A 12,546-nucleotide genomic window follows, 5' to 3' on the forward strand; every position below is an offset into this window, starting at 1 on the left:
ATCGCCGGTCAGGCTCCATGCGGACGCGTCGCCCCAGGCTGCTCTACCTGATCAACAGCTTCGACCGGGGCGGCGCCGAGCAGGCGCCGTTCCGCCTGCTGGCAGGCGGCGCGTTCGACGGCCTGGACGTGGAGATCCTCGCCCTGATGCGCGGCGCGGGCGCGTTGCCTGCCCGCGTTGCCAACACCGGCTGGATCGACCCGGCCCCGCAAATGACGCTTCGCCGCCTGGCCCAGGCCGCAGACGCCTTGCGGCCGCGGCTGCAGGGGCTCGACGCCCTGGTGCTGGCCCTGCCGCAGGCCAATCTGCTGGGCCGGCTGCTGGCGCCGACGCAGCGCAAGCCGCTAATCCTCTCCTTCGAACACAACACACGCCTGGCGAACCGCGCCTACGAGCTCGGCTACTGGATCACCTCCCGGCGGGTGGATTGGATGCTCAGCGACTGCGAGGAGACCGCTCGCCGCGCCCGGGCACGGCTCTACCGCCGCCCGCCGCCCCGCGAGACGGTGCTGCCGCTGGTGAGCTTCGCGCCAGGGCGTCCCTGGCCGCTCCGCCCCTTGGCCAACCGGCCCTTGGAGCTGGTGAGCGCCAGCCGCCTGACCGCGGCGAAACAGCCGGGCCGGCTGGTGGGGGCGGTGGCGCGCCTGCACGCCCTTGGCCGCCCGGCCCGCCTGACCCTCTACGGGGACGGCCCCCTGCGCCAGAGCCTGGAGGCGCAGATCCGCGCCGAGGGGCTGGAGACCTGGGTCCGGCTGCCGGGTCATGATCCCGGCTGGCGCGAGCGTGGCCCCGCCGACGCCTTCGTCCTCGCCAGCCGGCACGAGGGGCTGTGTATCGCCGCTCTGGAAGCCATGTCGGTGGGCCTGCCCGTGGTCGCCCCCGCCGTCGGCGGCCTGCGCGACTACGGTTCCGCCGGGGGCGCGCTGCTGACCTCGGATAAGCCGGCGGACCTCGCCGCCTCGGTTCTGCAGGTCGTGGGCGACGAGGCGCAGCGTCGCCATCGAAGCGAAGCCGCCGTGCGCCTGGCGACGACCCGCTATGGCGCAGAACAGGTGAACGCCCTCTACCGCCGCTTCAACGGCGAACTGCAGGCGGTCCTCGCCAGCCGGAGCTAGATGAGCCTGAGCGCCCCGAGGATCGCGGCCCAGAGAAGGCCAGACGCGCCGAAGGCCACGGCGAGACGCACGATCGGCGGCGGTCGGCGCTGCAGGTGCGTGGCGTGCAAGCTGGTGTCGGCCAAGGCGTCTCTCCCGAACCCTGCTTGGCCAACGCCGCAGCGGCGGAACGGTTGCGCGATCAATAGGCGCGCGGGTCGAAGAACAGCAGCGGCACGGTGCGCAGGAGGATGCTCAGCTCCAGGCGCAGGGACCAACGATCGATGTAGGCGTTGTCGGCGGCGATCCGGGCGCGCACCTCGTCCAGATCGCGCACCTCGCCCCGCAGGCCTTGAACCTGGGCGTAGCCGGTGAGGCCGGGGCGAGCGCGGAACCGCAGCGCATAATCCGGAATGGCGCGGCTCCAGCGGGTGTCGTGGCTGAGCGCGTGGGGACGCGGTCCCACCAGGGACATGTCGCCCCGCAGCACATTGATCAGCTGCGGCAGCTCATCCAGGCTAAGCCGCCGCAGGGTCGCTCCGATGCGCGTCACCCGCTGGTCCCCCCGCCGCGCCTGCTGGATGTCCGCACCGTCCTCGGCGACCGTCATGGACCGGAACTTGAGGATGACGAAGGCGGCGCCGCCCAGGCCCGTGCGCCGCTGCCGGAAAAGGGCCGGACCGCCGTCTTCGAGCCGCACCAGGCCGGTGATCAGGATCAGCAGAGGCGCCAGGATGAGCAAGGCCGCGCTGGCCACCACGATATCGAAGCCCCGCTTGACGGCGCTTCGCGCCACGAGCGCCGGCCGGGCGCAATCGCGCCCCGCCGTCAGGACTTCCCATTCCGCCATTGTCTCACCCCAAGGCCCGTAGCCTAGAAATCATTGTGCCGCGTTGCGTGCAAGATGTCCGTGTTCTGCCGACTTGCGACAACACGCCGCCGGGCGGCGCTTGCCATCCTGGCGCATTCCAAGCACAACCGTGCGACGGCGATGCGACGGGCTGCAACCGGGCGCCGGGCGAGTGCGCCCGGACCCGCCGCGGCGGGTCCGCCGCCGTGTCGGGGAGTGCGCGTGTTTATGCGAACCATGGAGCCACAGGAGGCCGGGGGTCTGACGGCGGGCGCAGGCCGAGGGCTGCTGCAGCGGCTCCTCTCCCCGCTGACGCGCGCCGCGCGTCGGCGGCGCCTGCGCAGGGCCATCGCGCAGGTGGTCGCGGCGCCGGCGTCGCCTCCTGCGGCGACTCTTGCTCCGCTGGCGGCCTGGCGCGCCTGGCGCCAGCGCGCGGCGCTCCGCAGCCTGGTGCCGCATGTGAACGGACGGTCGCGGCTGTGGGCCGCCCTCCCCCTGGGCTCGGCGGTCCTTCTGGCGCTCGCCGGCGGAAACCTGGCCGTTCGCCGGGCGAGCGTTCCGTCAGCGACGGCCCAGGCCCATGGCCCCGGCGCCGACCTGCGCCTGGCGTCCACAGCGGCTCCCGGGGACGTGCTCATGCTCTCCGAATGGGAGGGCTGCGTCGGCCTGACCGCAGCAGGACGCGAGCGGGTGCGTCAGGGCCTTCTGAACAAGGAGCACTGGACGGCGTGTCCCGCCGAGGCGGCGCCGATCCTCAGGGCCCATCCGCCGACCGAGTGACCGCTGCGCGAGCGCCTCAGTAGGCCCGGGGATCGTTGAAGATCAGCGGGATGGTGCGCAGCAGGATGGAGATGTCGCGTCCGAGAGACCAGGTCTCGATGTAGCGGTTGTCGGCAGCGATCCGGGCCCGCACCGCCTCCAGTCCGGTAACCTCTCCGCGTAGCCCCAGAACCTGAGCTTCGCCGGTCAGCCCGGGCCGAGCCCGGAAACGGTCGGCGTAGCCCGCGACCGCCGCGCCCCACGCGACATCATGGCCAAGGGCGTGCGGACGCGGCCCGACGAGGGACATGTCTCCCCTCAGCACGTTGATGAGCTGCGGCAGCTCGTCGAGGCTCAGGGCGCGGAGCACCCGGCCCACCGGGGTGATCCGGTCGTCCCCCCGCTGCGCCTGCCGCAGGCCCGGGCCGTCCTCCGCCACCCACATGGAGCGGAACTTCAGGATCACGAACGGCCGTCCGCCCAGCCCGGTGCGGCGCTGCCGAAACAGCACCGCGCCGCCGTCCTGCAGCCAGATGGCCAGGCTGATCAGCGCCAGAAGAGGGGCGAGCATCAGCAGCGCCGCCCCCGCCACGCCCGCGTCCAGCAGGCGCTTGGCGGACGATCGCGCCACGGGCGGGAGCGGCGACGCCAGAGGCGCGTCCGCGACAAGGAGGGTCTGTGACATGGAGGAGGGCTCGCCGACTGCTGTCGCTCCATAGGCGATCACAGCGTTCGCCGGAAGCGCTAAAGAGACGCACCGTTAAGGCGCGTGCGGCAAACTGCGCGGATTGCAGCAAAAGCAGGCTCTCCCATGACCGTGTGCGAACTGATCAGGCAGCTGCAGGCGGCGCCGCCGCAGGCCGAGGTGCGCGTGCTCTGCGGGGCCGACGGGGAGACCCGCCCGGCGGAGATCCTGCTGTCGTTCGATCCGCAGGCGTTTCCGACCCTGGCCCCGGATGGGCGCCCCACGGTCCTGCTGCGCTGATCACAGAAGCGCGGCGCTGAGCGCCGCCGCGCCGCCACCGAGCAGCACCATGAGAAGCGCCACCAGCAGCTCCGGCCGGAGGCCGAGAAGTCTTCGGCGGGTCTTGATGGGCTTGCGGCCGTGCGGCAAAACGGAGGTCCTCCGACGCTGACCATGCGGGCGGCGAGCGGGGTGGTCAATGCATCGGCTGCGCCACGCGAATCTGCCTAGGATCTGCGCTGCTCGAAAAAAAGGAGGGATCCCCGCCGTGCGACAGCCGCCGCGCCACGCCAGCCTCACGGCCGAGTTCGCCGCGCTGGCGGCCATGCGCGAGCGCTACCGCGGAGATTCCGACATGCATCGCCTGATCCTGCTCGTCATGGAGCTGTGCCTCAGCCTTGAGGCCGCCAACGACCATCAGCGGCGCGCCCGCGCCGCGGCGGACCTGAGCCGCGCCGTCGCGCGCTTCAAGCATCTGGCGCTCGGGCTTCGTGGCGCGGATCGCCGCACCCCCACCGGACTCTGAGCCGGGCCAGGCGCGCGGCCTATCAGCCTCCACAGGAGCTCACATGGGCGGCAGGATCACCGCATGGGGCTCGCGGGCGGCGCTTGTTCTGGTTCTGGCCGTCGCCTTCATCGGCGCCACCGACGCAAACGAGCGCTGGCGGTCTGGGTTGAAGCCCGATCAGGTCAGCCACGGGGCCTTGAGTTTCGCCCTGACCATCCTGCTTCTGGCGGCGTTCCGGCGCGTCCCGGCCTGGGTGTTGGGCGGCGGGGTGTTCGCCTTGGGCGCGGGGCTCGAGGGGTTGCAGGGCCTGGGCCTGTTCGCCGGCGACGCTCAGCTGCGGGACCTTATCTCCGACCTTTGCGGCGTGCTTGCGGCCGCCCTGCCCTACGCCCTGGGTCGCGCTCACGGACGCAGGGCCGCCGCCCGCGAGCGCCCGGAGCCGGCCACGCGGGCTTGACGGATGTCTTGCGCGAATCACCCGAAATGGGTTCCGTCCCAACGCTGCACGGGGGGAGCTGCGTGAGCGCTGAGACGAAGGCCGAGGTGCACGCGCTGCGGATGCAGCTCCATCGGCAGGAGGGCCGTCTCGCGGCGGCTCTGGAGGTGATCGACCTCCTGCTCGCCCTGGCCAGCGCCGACCAGCCGCAGCCTATGCTGGACGACGTGCGCGACCAGCTCCTGGCGCGCTGCCGGCAGGACGCCCACCCCGCCCAACGCGGCAGCTACACGGCTGTCATCGAGGCGCTGTTCGACAAGCGCCGGGACGCCGACACGGTCAACTAGCCGGGCGGCCGCGGCGTTGGAGAACCTCCACGAAGGCGGCGCGCGTCGCGCGCGCCACCGCGTCGATGGCGAACTGCTGGTTCGCCCAGGCGTGCAACGCCGCGCTGCGTCGCAGGCGCTCCGGCGCGGCGAGGCCGAGCATCGCCGCCAGGCCGGCGCTGAGGCGTTCCGGGGTGGCGTCGCGCGTCACCACGCCCAGGTCGGGGTCGACCAGCTCTTCCACCCCGCTGGCTGGCGCGCAGACCGGGATCAACCCGGCCGCCAGGGCTTCCAGCAGGGCGTTGCTCTGTCCCTCGCGAAGGGACGGTGACACGAAGATGTCGTGCCTCAGGAGTTCGGCTGGCGCATCGCCGGTGTGGCCGGGCAGCGCCACCCGTCCGGCGAGCCCGCGCTCGGCGGCGAGGGCCGCCAGCGGCCGCCGCTCCGGTCCGTCGCCCAGAATCGTCAGCGTCCACGGCCGATCCCGCGGCAACAGGGCCGCCGCCTCGATGAGGCGCTCCACGCCCTTGTCTGGCACCAGCCGGCCGGCGTAGACCAGGCGCGTTCCATCGCGGCCGGGTCGCGCCGCCGCGAAGGCGGCGCTGGGCACCGGCGCCACCCCATTGGGGATCCGGTAGATCCGCTCGCCCCCCACCCCTTCGCGGCGCAGGTCCTCGGCGATGGTTGTGCTGTTGGCGATGAAGCCGGCGGTGTCGCGCACCACGCGTCGCGCCACAAACCGCCCGTAGAGATACTTCTTGCGCCGCAGGGCGGCGAACTCGGACGCCTCGCCGCCGCCGCCGGGCTTCACGAACACCGGCAGGTTCGCCAGGGCGCCGCCCAGCAGCGGTCCGGCCACGTGCAGCCGGTGATGGAAGACGTAGGCCAGGTCAAGCTCGGCGCGGCGGGCGACGATGCGCCGGGCGGTGCGGGCGGTCCAGGCGAGCGTGGCGCCCAGGTGACGCCCGCCCGACGCGGGCAGGGCGCTCAGGCGCAGGCGTTCCAGGCTGCCGTAGGCTGTCGCCTCGACGCCCTCCGCACCCGTCACGGTGGGCGCGAGCAGGCGCACCTGGCAGCCGAGGCGCCCCAGAGCTTCAGCCAGCAGCGCCGCCTGGCGCTCGGCCCCGCCATGCACGTCCGGCGGAAAGCTCGGGACCACAAGCAGGATGCGCAGCCGCGGCTCGGCGGCTCTCATGGACGGGCCAGAACGATGTCGCAGCTCACCGGCCGGTGGTCCGACCCCACGGCCGGCCCGAGGCGGCAGTCCTGCGCCGCCAGGCCGGACGAGATCGCCACGTGGTCGATGGGCGCGCCCAGTCCCTTCCGGCCGTCGATGAGGCGGGTGGGGGCTGGCCACAGGCCCGGGTCGGCGGAGCGCAGGGCGTTGGCGGCCAGGAAACGCCGGAAGTGTCCGGACCATGGGGCGACGTTCCAGTCCCCCATGATGATCTTCTCCGCCGCGGGCGGGCAGTGGGTCCCGATCCAATAGGCGGCGTACTCGAGGTCGGCGTTGCGCTCGAGCCACTGGGCGCGGTTGCGGATGGTCTGCGGGTGAATGGAGGCCACGCAGATCGGCCGGCCCGCATGCGAAATCACGGCGAGGGTCACCGGCCGCCGCCCAGGCGCGCTCAGGAAGCGGGGCGCCGTCAGCGGCAGGCGCGAGAACAGCTCCACGTTCCGGGCCCGGTCCGCCGCCGTCACCCGGTCCCAGGCGGCCAGGGGCGAGCGGTCCACGGCCGCGTCCCAGGCCGGGTTGGCCTCCTGGATCGCCACCACGTCGGGGTCGGTGCGCAGCAGCCAGTCCTGGATCTGCGCGCGCCGCGGATTGCCGCCGAGAATATTGAAGGTGACCACAGTGAGCGGCTCGGCGGCGGGCGCAGGCTTCGGCGCCCCCAGGCGGGCGGCCAAGCCTGGTGAGACCACCACCAGGACGCCGGCCGCGGCCGCGGCCAGCAGCCAGGGCCAGGCGCGCGGAACCCAGGCGCAGACAAGCAGGAGCGGCAGCAGGCTGAGCGCGACCCACCAGGGGCGGAAGTGGTTCACGGCGTCGAGCAGATATACTCCGCTGGCCAGGCTGGCGCCGGCCTGCAGGGCCACGAAGATCGCCAGCGCCGCCAGCACGGCGATCTTCGCCGAGCGGCTCCAGCGCGCCGAGGGCCGTCTGCTCCGTCCGCCCCCGCGACGGCGGCCGGCGCGCGGCGGCCCGCCGCCGGGCCGCCGGGCTGCGCCTGGCCTGTCGCCGCTCCGCTTGCCCTGGCCCCTGTCCGCCGCCGTCATGGGCGCCTCCCCTCGCGGCTTCTCCCTAGACCGCCTGGGCTCGCCGCGGCAACCGTGGCGGATTGTCAGCCCGCGTCGCTGCCGCTTGACTTCGCCGCCGGCCTCGGGTGGATCGGGAGCCGGTAAGCTGGCGAAGCCGCCGGCAAGGACGCCCCGCTTGACACCGCTCGCCGTCGCCGCTGCGCCCGCCCCCGCCCCGCCGGCGGGGCGCCATATCGACTTCCTGTTCGCGCTGTCGGTGGCCTTGCTGTTCACCAACATCGAGATCCGCCTGGACCAATACGTCGAATGGCTGCGGATCCGCATCTATCCCACACTGCCGGTGATGGCCGTCACCACGGCGCTGGCCCTGGTCGGGGTGGGTCGCGAGCGCCCGCTCCTGCGCACGCTCAGCTGGACCCTGCTGCTCTTCGCCTGCGTGCACGTCGCCAGCGCCTTCAGCCTGCGGCTGAGCAACGGCGTGCGCGAACTCCTCCAGGGGGGCCTGGTGTTCGCCTTCACCCTCGCCTTCGCCGCCCGCTATTCCACCCACCCGCTGCGCCAGTTCGCCGCCATGTTCGCGCCCATGGCCGCGATCATCATGGCCTACAACATCGGCTGGCACCTGGTGAACGGCTACTACTGGGGCTGGAAGCGGCTGGACGAGCCGAAGGCGCTGTTCGACCTGGCGCCGCTGCTGGTCGCGGCCTGGATCTGGACCCGCCCGCGGTTTCCGGCCGTGCTGGGCTCCCTTCTGCTGGTGGGCGTCGGCCTGTTGATCCTGCTCTCCGGGGAGCGGAAAGCCTATGTGGCCTTCGGCCTGGCCCTGCTCCTGCTGTTGAATCCAAAGCACCCCGCCGCCTACCTGGCGCCCCTGGTGGGTCTCGCCGGCCTGTTCGTGGCCGTGGAGGTGATCGACTCCACCTATGTCACCCGTCAGGTGCAGACCCTTCTCGCCGCGGTGGGCCTCGGCCCCACCCCGGACAGCATCAGCAGCGTCATGCGCGAATGGCAGGTTCGCGTGGGGATGATCCTCTTCGAGACCGCCCCCGTGTTCGGGATCGGGACCAACGGCTTCCTGGAGGTGACCCAGCGGGAATACACCTCCGCCGAGTACTACTATGTGGGCCTGCACGGGGAGTTCCTGCGCATCCTGGTGGAGAACGGCGTGGTCGGCGTGGCGGTCTACAGCGCCATGCTGCTCTTCGCGGCCGGCCGGCTCCTGCGCCCGGCGCCGGGTCAGTTCGCCAACTCGCGCGAGTACCGCACCGCGCTCCTGTGGTTCGCAAGTCTGCTGGTCTACACCTCGTTCGAAGGCGCCAACCAGCTGCTGATGGTGCTCCAGTTCAGCCTGGCCTACGTTCCGCTGCTGAACTTCGGGCCTCATTGGCGCCCGCCGCCCCTCTCGGCGCCGGCCGCCGCCGTGCGGGCGCCCGAGGGTCCCGGGATCGCGGCCTATCCGCAGCTCGCCGGGGCTCAGCGGCTGGGCCAGTCCTCCGGCAGCGCATAGGCGCGCACATAGTCCACCTGCAGGATGGAGGGGTTGTCCGCCGCCTCCAGCCCCTTCTGGTGCATGGTGAGGTCCACCAGCATGTACAGCGGTGAGCGATAGGCGGGCTGGGTGGGATATCGCGCCAGCGGAACCCCGTCGTAGTACATGGTCACCCAATCCCGGTCGACCAGGACGCCATAGCGGTGGAACCCGGTCCGGAGGTCGAGGATCGGGATCTTGTGCGAGCGATACCAGGGCCGCTCGATCCCGCCGATGTTCCATCCCACCGGCGGCTTCAGGTGCACCGCCACGTGCAGGCGCAGCGGGTCTGTGCCGTAATGCTCCAGCACGTCGATCTCGCCCCGGTCCTGCACCGGATCGGTGTAGTTGTGCTGGGTGAGCAGCCAGAAGGCCGGCCAGGTGGCCTTGCCCGGCGGCAGCTTGGCCCGCATCTCGAAATAGCCATAGGTCTGGGCGAAGCCGCGACCCTTCCCGTCCACCGTCTGCATCAGACCGCTGCGCCAGCCCGTGGGCGTGCGCCGGGCGTGGATTTCCAGCAGCGAGCGCTCCGAGGGTCGCTTTGCGCGCCGATCCGCCCGCAGGAAGAACGGGCCCTCGGGGCCTGGAGGGTCGAACTTCGCCGCGCCGAAGTCGCTGTGCACCGGGGCGTACCAGGGGCCGGCGCCCCCGTCCGCGGTCACGGACATGCGCTCGAACTCGTCGGAGAAGGTCAGGCGGAAGGGCCTGAGATCAAGGGGCGGGAAGCGCGGCAGGTCTTCCCACTCGGCGGTGGGCGCCGGGGTCACCGGCCGCAGCGGCGCCACCCAGGAGACCTCCTGGGCGACCGCCCGGAGCTTGCCGAGGATCGCCTGGCCGGCGCCCGGCGGCTTCTCCAGGGCCTGTCGCCAGACGGCTTCCTCCGCGCGTATGGCGGCCAGGCGAGCGCGGATGTCCGCGGCCGTCTGCGCCGTCATCTGCCCACGGTTCATCGCCTGCTCCACCCGGGCGAGCGTCGCGCGGGTGAGGTCCTCGAACCCCAACCTTTGCGTCCAGGCGTGAGGATCGGCAGTCGCCGGCGCGGCCGGGGTCCCGCCCTGCGGATTGACCGGCGCAGACGGCGCGGCGCCCACGAACATGGCGGCGAAAACGGCGGCCAGCAGCACTCTTACCCCCATGGTCGACGCCTCCCGGCAGGCTACCAGCGCCGCCGCGGCGCCTCAACCGTTCCTGGCCTGCGACAGCAGAGCGGCCAGCTGGCGCAGGCGCACGGCCCAGGAATGCTCCGCATGGTAGCTGCGCCACGCGGATCGGGCGAGTTCGGCATAGGCGCTGCGGGCGCGAAGCCAGGGCTCCACCTCGTCGGCCACCCGACCCACATCGTCGAAGCTGAAGGCGAAGCCGTTGACGCCCGGCCGGACGATGGACGGCAGGCCGCCCACGTCGGAGCTGAGCGTGGGCACGCCGAAGGCGTGCGCCTCCAGCAGGGCGATCCCCATGGCCTCCGCCCGGCTGGGCGCGAGCAGGAAGTGGGCGCTCTCCAGCGCCCGGAGAAAGCGCGACGCGTCCTGCGGGCGGGACTTGTCGAGGAAGCCCAGCGCGGTCACGAAGGGCGGCGCCGCGGCGCCGCGCCCGGGGTCGGCCCCGATCGCCCGCAGCGCCGCGGGCCGCCCCCCGGCCCGCCGCGCCCCGCGCGCGGGGGGGGGCAGTGTCGGCGCCCCCCCCGCGGGGCCCCGCGGGGCGGCGCCGCGGCGCCGCGCCAGGGGTCGGCCCCGATCACCGTCAGCTCGGCGGGCAGCCCGCGGGCCCGCAGCGTCTGCACGAGCGCCACAGCCCGGTCGCCGCCCTTGCGCCACCAGTCCACGCCCACAAACAGGAAGCGCAGCCGCTCGACGCTGCGCGCCGCGATGGCGGCGTCCACCTCGGTGGCGTCCGGGCTGGTCTCCAGGCCAGGCGCGAAGGGCGCGTAGACCAGCTTGTGGGCCTGCTCCGGATGCCGGCGGGCGAGGCCCGCCTGCGCCCAGCGGGAGGCGCATAGCACCCGCCAGGCGTTGCGGAGGGCCTCGCCCTCCTGCGCCTGCGCCGCCCTGCGGTTGGCGATGCGCGCCCACGACCCGGGCAGATAACTGTCCCAGAGGTCCTCCACGGGCGCGTCGCACCAGTAGACGATCCGCGGATGCCGCGCGGCGGCGGCGCTCACCACGTCCTGGCAGAACACCACCTCAGCGTCGGCGTCCGCCAGCAGACGGCGGATCTGGATTTCGGTGCAACGGCGATGCAGCGCGCTCGCCCGCGGCAGGTAGCGCCGGCGCACCAGGCGCGCGGCGGCTTGCGCCGCCCGAGCCAGGCGGAGAGACCCTGCCGGTTCCGCCCGCCGTGTCGTGACCGCGAAGCCGCCGGCGCGAAGGTGGCGAATGGTCCAGAACGGCTGGCCCGACCAGTCGTTCGACTGCGCGGGATCGGCGCGGGTGAGGTAGAGCACCCGCAGCGGCGCCTCATGCGCGTTCTCAGCCATGCCACACCCGGTCCGCCACGAAGGCCGCCAGCCCCACCAACGCGCAGAGCACCGCCGTGCGGCCTACGCTGCGGTCGGCGAAGCGCAGGCGCCGGCGCCCGAACCAGGCGCTCGTGAGGGTGAAGAGCAGGTTCGCCGCCACCGCCGCCCAGGGCGCCGCCAGCACGCCTTCGGCGCGCACCAGCAGCAGGGTGAGCCCAAGGTTGGTCCCTGCGGCCAGGGCGGTGATCGGCGCCAGGGCGGCCGGGCGCCGATCCACGAAGTAGCCCGCGGCGAAGACGTAGTAGAAGTTCAGCACCCAGCCGGCGAACAGCACCACGGGTATGGCGTCATAGACGTCGGCGAAGGCGCCGTTGGCGTCCACCAGTCTCGCCAGCGGGCGGCAGAGCGCAAGCGCGGCCAGGAAAAGGGCGAGACCAGCGGCGAGCACCAGCTTGGCCGCCGCGCGCGCCCGTTCGGGGGTGTTATCGCGCTCCGCCGCCAGCGCCGCCGGGATCCAGGCCTTGAGCAGGGGCGCCTGCGCCAGCTTCAGCAGATCCCCCAGCCGGGCGAAGAAGGTGTAGGCCCCCGCGCCGGCGAGGCCGGCGGTGAGCAGCACAACCCACCGTCCCGCCAGGTTGTTGAGCTCCGACAGGCTGCGGTGGACGGTCATGGGGCCGGAGTAGCGCAGCAGGTCGACCAGGCCGGCCAAGCGCGGCCGCCGGGCGCGCAGGGCGAACGCCAGGAAGCCGAGGAACAGCGGCGACCAGGCCAGGGCAGCGCAGACCGCGCTGGCCAGCACCTTGTCGGCCGCACGGGGCAGGAGCAGCAGCAGCAGCAGCACGTTCAGCAGGCTGGGGACGGCCTCCAGCAGCGCCTGGGCGATCGGACGGTGATCCATGCGCAGGATCTCCAGCTCCTGATAGGCGAACGCCCGCATCAGGTAGCTCAGCAGATAGATCTTCAGGGCCAGGGCGAAGCCGCCCAGGCCGACCGCCGCCAGGGCCGTGGCCGGCGTCAGGGCCACGAGCACAGCCATCGCCGGCGCATAGGCCAGGTACCCCGCCAGGGCGGCGTCAAGGGCGCAGCGCCGGACGTCGCCGCCCTCCGCGGCGAACCGCGGCGCCGCCACCCGGAAGAGGCCCAGCGGGGCGACATCGGTGACCATGAACCCCAGCAGCGCCACGGCCCCGACGAAGCCGAACTCGGCGGGGGTGAGCGCCCGCACCAGCAGGGCGAACGCCAGCAGGTCGAGCGCCTTGAGGCCGAACTGCCCGACCCCGTAGACGGCCACGGCGCGAAGGAAGCGCCCGTCCGGCGCCAGGCGCGCTCGCAGGCGGGCGATCGGGTCGGCGGGCTCGGCCATTCCC

17 protein-coding genes are annotated in these 12,546 nt (G+C 73.0%); 7 read left to right on the forward strand and 10 right to left on the reverse strand.

Annotated features, from left to right (window positions below):
- Positions 1–17: 17 nt before the first annotated feature.
- Positions 18–1,115: a glycosyltransferase family 4 protein gene (locus ACE3Q8_RS15760; protein ID WP_374471243.1), complete on the forward strand. Its 1,098-nt coding sequence runs from the start codon at positions 18–20 to the stop codon at positions 1,113–1,115.
- On the opposite strand, the gene ACE3Q8_RS15765 is transcribed toward ACE3Q8_RS15760, so the two are convergent.
- Entirely contained in the window at positions 1,112–1,240 is a 129-nt protein-coding gene (locus tag ACE3Q8_RS15765; protein ID WP_374471244.1) for a hypothetical protein, read from the reverse strand. The genes ACE3Q8_RS15760 and ACE3Q8_RS15765 overlap by 4 nt on opposite strands.
- Positions 1,241–1,296: 56 nt before the next feature.
- Positions 1,297–1,944, reverse strand: a complete 648-nt coding sequence (locus ACE3Q8_RS15770; RefSeq protein ID WP_374471245.1) for a sugar transferase — start codon at positions 1,942–1,944, stop codon at positions 1,297–1,299.
- Between the two features lie 222 nt (positions 1,945–2,166).
- On the opposite strand from ACE3Q8_RS15770, the gene ACE3Q8_RS15775 reads away from it, so the two are divergent.
- Positions 2,167–2,724, forward strand: a complete 558-nt coding sequence (locus ACE3Q8_RS15775; protein WP_374471246.1) for a hypothetical protein — start codon at positions 2,167–2,169, stop codon at positions 2,722–2,724.
- A gap of 16 nt (positions 2,725–2,740) precedes the next feature.
- Here the strand turns inward: ACE3Q8_RS15775 and ACE3Q8_RS15780 are convergent, their stop codons facing one another.
- Positions 2,741–3,388 carry a sugar transferase gene (locus tag ACE3Q8_RS15780; RefSeq protein WP_374471247.1) on the reverse strand — a complete coding sequence of 216 codons (648 nt, stop codon included), beginning with the start codon at positions 3,386–3,388 and terminating at the stop codon, positions 2,741–2,743.
- Positions 3,389–3,514: 126 nt separating this feature from the next.
- Between ACE3Q8_RS15780 and ACE3Q8_RS15785 the strand changes: the two genes are divergently transcribed.
- Positions 3,515–3,688 (forward strand): hypothetical protein, encoded by a 174-nt coding sequence (locus ACE3Q8_RS15785; RefSeq protein ID WP_374471248.1) that lies wholly within the window; start codon positions 3,515–3,517, stop codon positions 3,686–3,688.
- On the opposite strand, the gene ACE3Q8_RS15790 is transcribed toward ACE3Q8_RS15785, so the two are convergent.
- Positions 3,689–3,817, reverse strand: coding sequence for a hypothetical protein (locus ACE3Q8_RS15790; protein ID WP_374471249.1), 129 nt, complete (start codon positions 3,815–3,817; stop codon positions 3,689–3,691).
- Between the two features lie 118 nt (positions 3,818–3,935).
- On the opposite strand from ACE3Q8_RS15790, the gene ACE3Q8_RS15795 reads away from it, so the two are divergent.
- The 3 genes from ACE3Q8_RS15795 (at position 3,936) to ACE3Q8_RS15805 (ending at position 4,958) form a co-directional block, all read left to right on the forward strand.
- Positions 3,936–4,193: a hypothetical protein gene (locus ACE3Q8_RS15795; protein ID WP_374471250.1), complete on the forward strand. Its 258-nt coding sequence runs from the start codon at positions 3,936–3,938 to the stop codon at positions 4,191–4,193.
- A 43-nt stretch (positions 4,194–4,236) separates the two neighbouring features.
- Positions 4,237–4,632 (forward strand): hypothetical protein, encoded by a 396-nt coding sequence (locus ACE3Q8_RS15800; protein ID WP_374471251.1) that lies wholly within the window; start codon positions 4,237–4,239, stop codon positions 4,630–4,632.
- A gap of 62 nt (positions 4,633–4,694) precedes the next feature.
- A complete protein-coding gene (locus ACE3Q8_RS15805) occupies positions 4,695–4,958 on the forward strand; it encodes a hypothetical protein (RefSeq protein ID WP_374471252.1) in 264 nt (87 codons plus the stop codon).
- Here the strand turns inward: ACE3Q8_RS15805 and ACE3Q8_RS15810 are convergent.
- Together ACE3Q8_RS15810 and ACE3Q8_RS15815 are read right to left on the reverse strand one after the other, a co-directional pair.
- Positions 4,951–6,132 (reverse strand): glycosyltransferase, encoded by a 1,182-nt coding sequence (locus tag ACE3Q8_RS15810; protein WP_374471253.1) that lies wholly within the window; start codon positions 6,130–6,132, stop codon positions 4,951–4,953. The two genes, ACE3Q8_RS15805 and ACE3Q8_RS15810, sit on opposite strands and share 8 nt — an antisense overlap.
- Positions 6,129–7,214, reverse strand: coding sequence for an endonuclease/exonuclease/phosphatase family protein (locus ACE3Q8_RS15815; RefSeq protein WP_374471254.1), 1,086 nt, complete (start codon positions 7,212–7,214; stop codon positions 6,129–6,131). The genes ACE3Q8_RS15810 and ACE3Q8_RS15815 overlap by 4 nt, the downstream gene beginning before the upstream one ends.
- A gap of 157 nt (positions 7,215–7,371) precedes the next feature.
- Here ACE3Q8_RS15815 and ACE3Q8_RS15820 point away from each other — a divergent pair, with 157 nt between their 5' ends.
- A complete protein-coding gene (locus tag ACE3Q8_RS15820) occupies positions 7,372–8,703 on the forward strand; it encodes an O-antigen ligase family protein (RefSeq protein ID WP_374471255.1) in 1,332 nt (443 codons plus the stop codon).
- Here ACE3Q8_RS15820 and ACE3Q8_RS15825 read toward each other — a convergent pair.
- Genes ACE3Q8_RS15825 through ACE3Q8_RS15840 form a run of 4 tightly spaced genes read right to left on the reverse strand, consistent with a single transcriptional unit; the run spans position 8,670 to position 12,542 of the window.
- Complete coding sequence (locus ACE3Q8_RS15825) at positions 8,670–9,860, reverse strand: glycoside hydrolase family 16 protein (RefSeq protein ID WP_374471256.1); 1,191 nt, start codon at positions 9,858–9,860, stop codon at positions 8,670–8,672. The genes ACE3Q8_RS15820 and ACE3Q8_RS15825 overlap by 34 nt on opposite strands.
- A 42-nt stretch (positions 9,861–9,902) precedes the next feature.
- Entirely contained in the window at positions 9,903–10,289 is a 387-nt protein-coding gene (locus tag ACE3Q8_RS15830; protein ID WP_374471257.1) for a glycosyltransferase, read from the reverse strand.
- Entirely contained in the window at positions 10,286–11,197 is a 912-nt protein-coding gene (locus ACE3Q8_RS15835) for a hypothetical protein (protein WP_374471258.1), read from the reverse strand. Before ACE3Q8_RS15835 ends, ACE3Q8_RS15830 begins: the two co-directional genes overlap by 4 nt.
- Complete coding sequence (locus ACE3Q8_RS15840) at positions 11,190–12,542, reverse strand: lipopolysaccharide biosynthesis protein (RefSeq protein ID WP_374471259.1); 1,353 nt, start codon at positions 12,540–12,542, stop codon at positions 11,190–11,192. The genes ACE3Q8_RS15835 and ACE3Q8_RS15840 overlap by 8 nt, the downstream gene beginning before the upstream one ends.
- Positions 12,543–12,546 lie beyond the last annotated feature (4 nt).

This window comes from Phenylobacterium sp. (genome assembly GCF_041913825.1).
Lineage (GTDB): Bacteria > Pseudomonadota > Alphaproteobacteria > Caulobacterales > Caulobacteraceae > Phenylobacterium.

Bases quoted from the DNA above. Each gene is read 5' to 3' on its own strand.
- ACE3Q8_RS15780 (WP_374471247.1), bottom strand. From the start codon at position 3,388: ATGTCACAGACCCTCCTTGTCGCGGACGCGCCTCTGGCGTCGCCGCTC.
- ACE3Q8_RS15770 (WP_374471245.1), bottom strand. From the start codon at position 1,944: ATGGCGGAATGGGAAGTCCTGACGGCGGGGCGCGATTGCGCCCGGCCG.
- ACE3Q8_RS15815 (WP_374471254.1), bottom strand. From the start codon at position 7,214: ATGACGGCGGCGGACAGGGGCCAGGGCAAGCGGAGCGGCGACAGGCCA.
- ACE3Q8_RS15800 (WP_374471251.1), top strand. From the start codon at position 4,237: ATGGGCGGCAGGATCACCGCATGGGGCTCGCGGGCGGCGCTTGTTCTG.
- ACE3Q8_RS15835 (WP_374471258.1), bottom strand. From the start codon at position 11,197: ATGGCTGAGAACGCGCATGAGGCGCCGCTGCGGGTGCTCTACCTCACC.
- ACE3Q8_RS15825 (WP_374471256.1), bottom strand. From the start codon at position 9,860: ATGGGGGTAAGAGTGCTGCTGGCCGCCGTTTTCGCCGCCATGTTCGTG.
- ACE3Q8_RS15785 (WP_374471248.1), top strand. From the start codon at position 3,515: ATGACCGTGTGCGAACTGATCAGGCAGCTGCAGGCGGCGCCGCCGCAG.
- ACE3Q8_RS15840 (WP_374471259.1), bottom strand. From the start codon at position 12,542: ATGGCCGAGCCCGCCGACCCGATCGCCCGCCTGCGAGCGCGCCTGGCG.
- ACE3Q8_RS15810 (WP_374471253.1), bottom strand. From the start codon at position 6,132: ATGAGAGCCGCCGAGCCGCGGCTGCGCATCCTGCTTGTGGTCCCGAGC.
- ACE3Q8_RS15760 (WP_374471243.1), top strand. From the start codon at position 18: ATGCGGACGCGTCGCCCCAGGCTGCTCTACCTGATCAACAGCTTCGAC.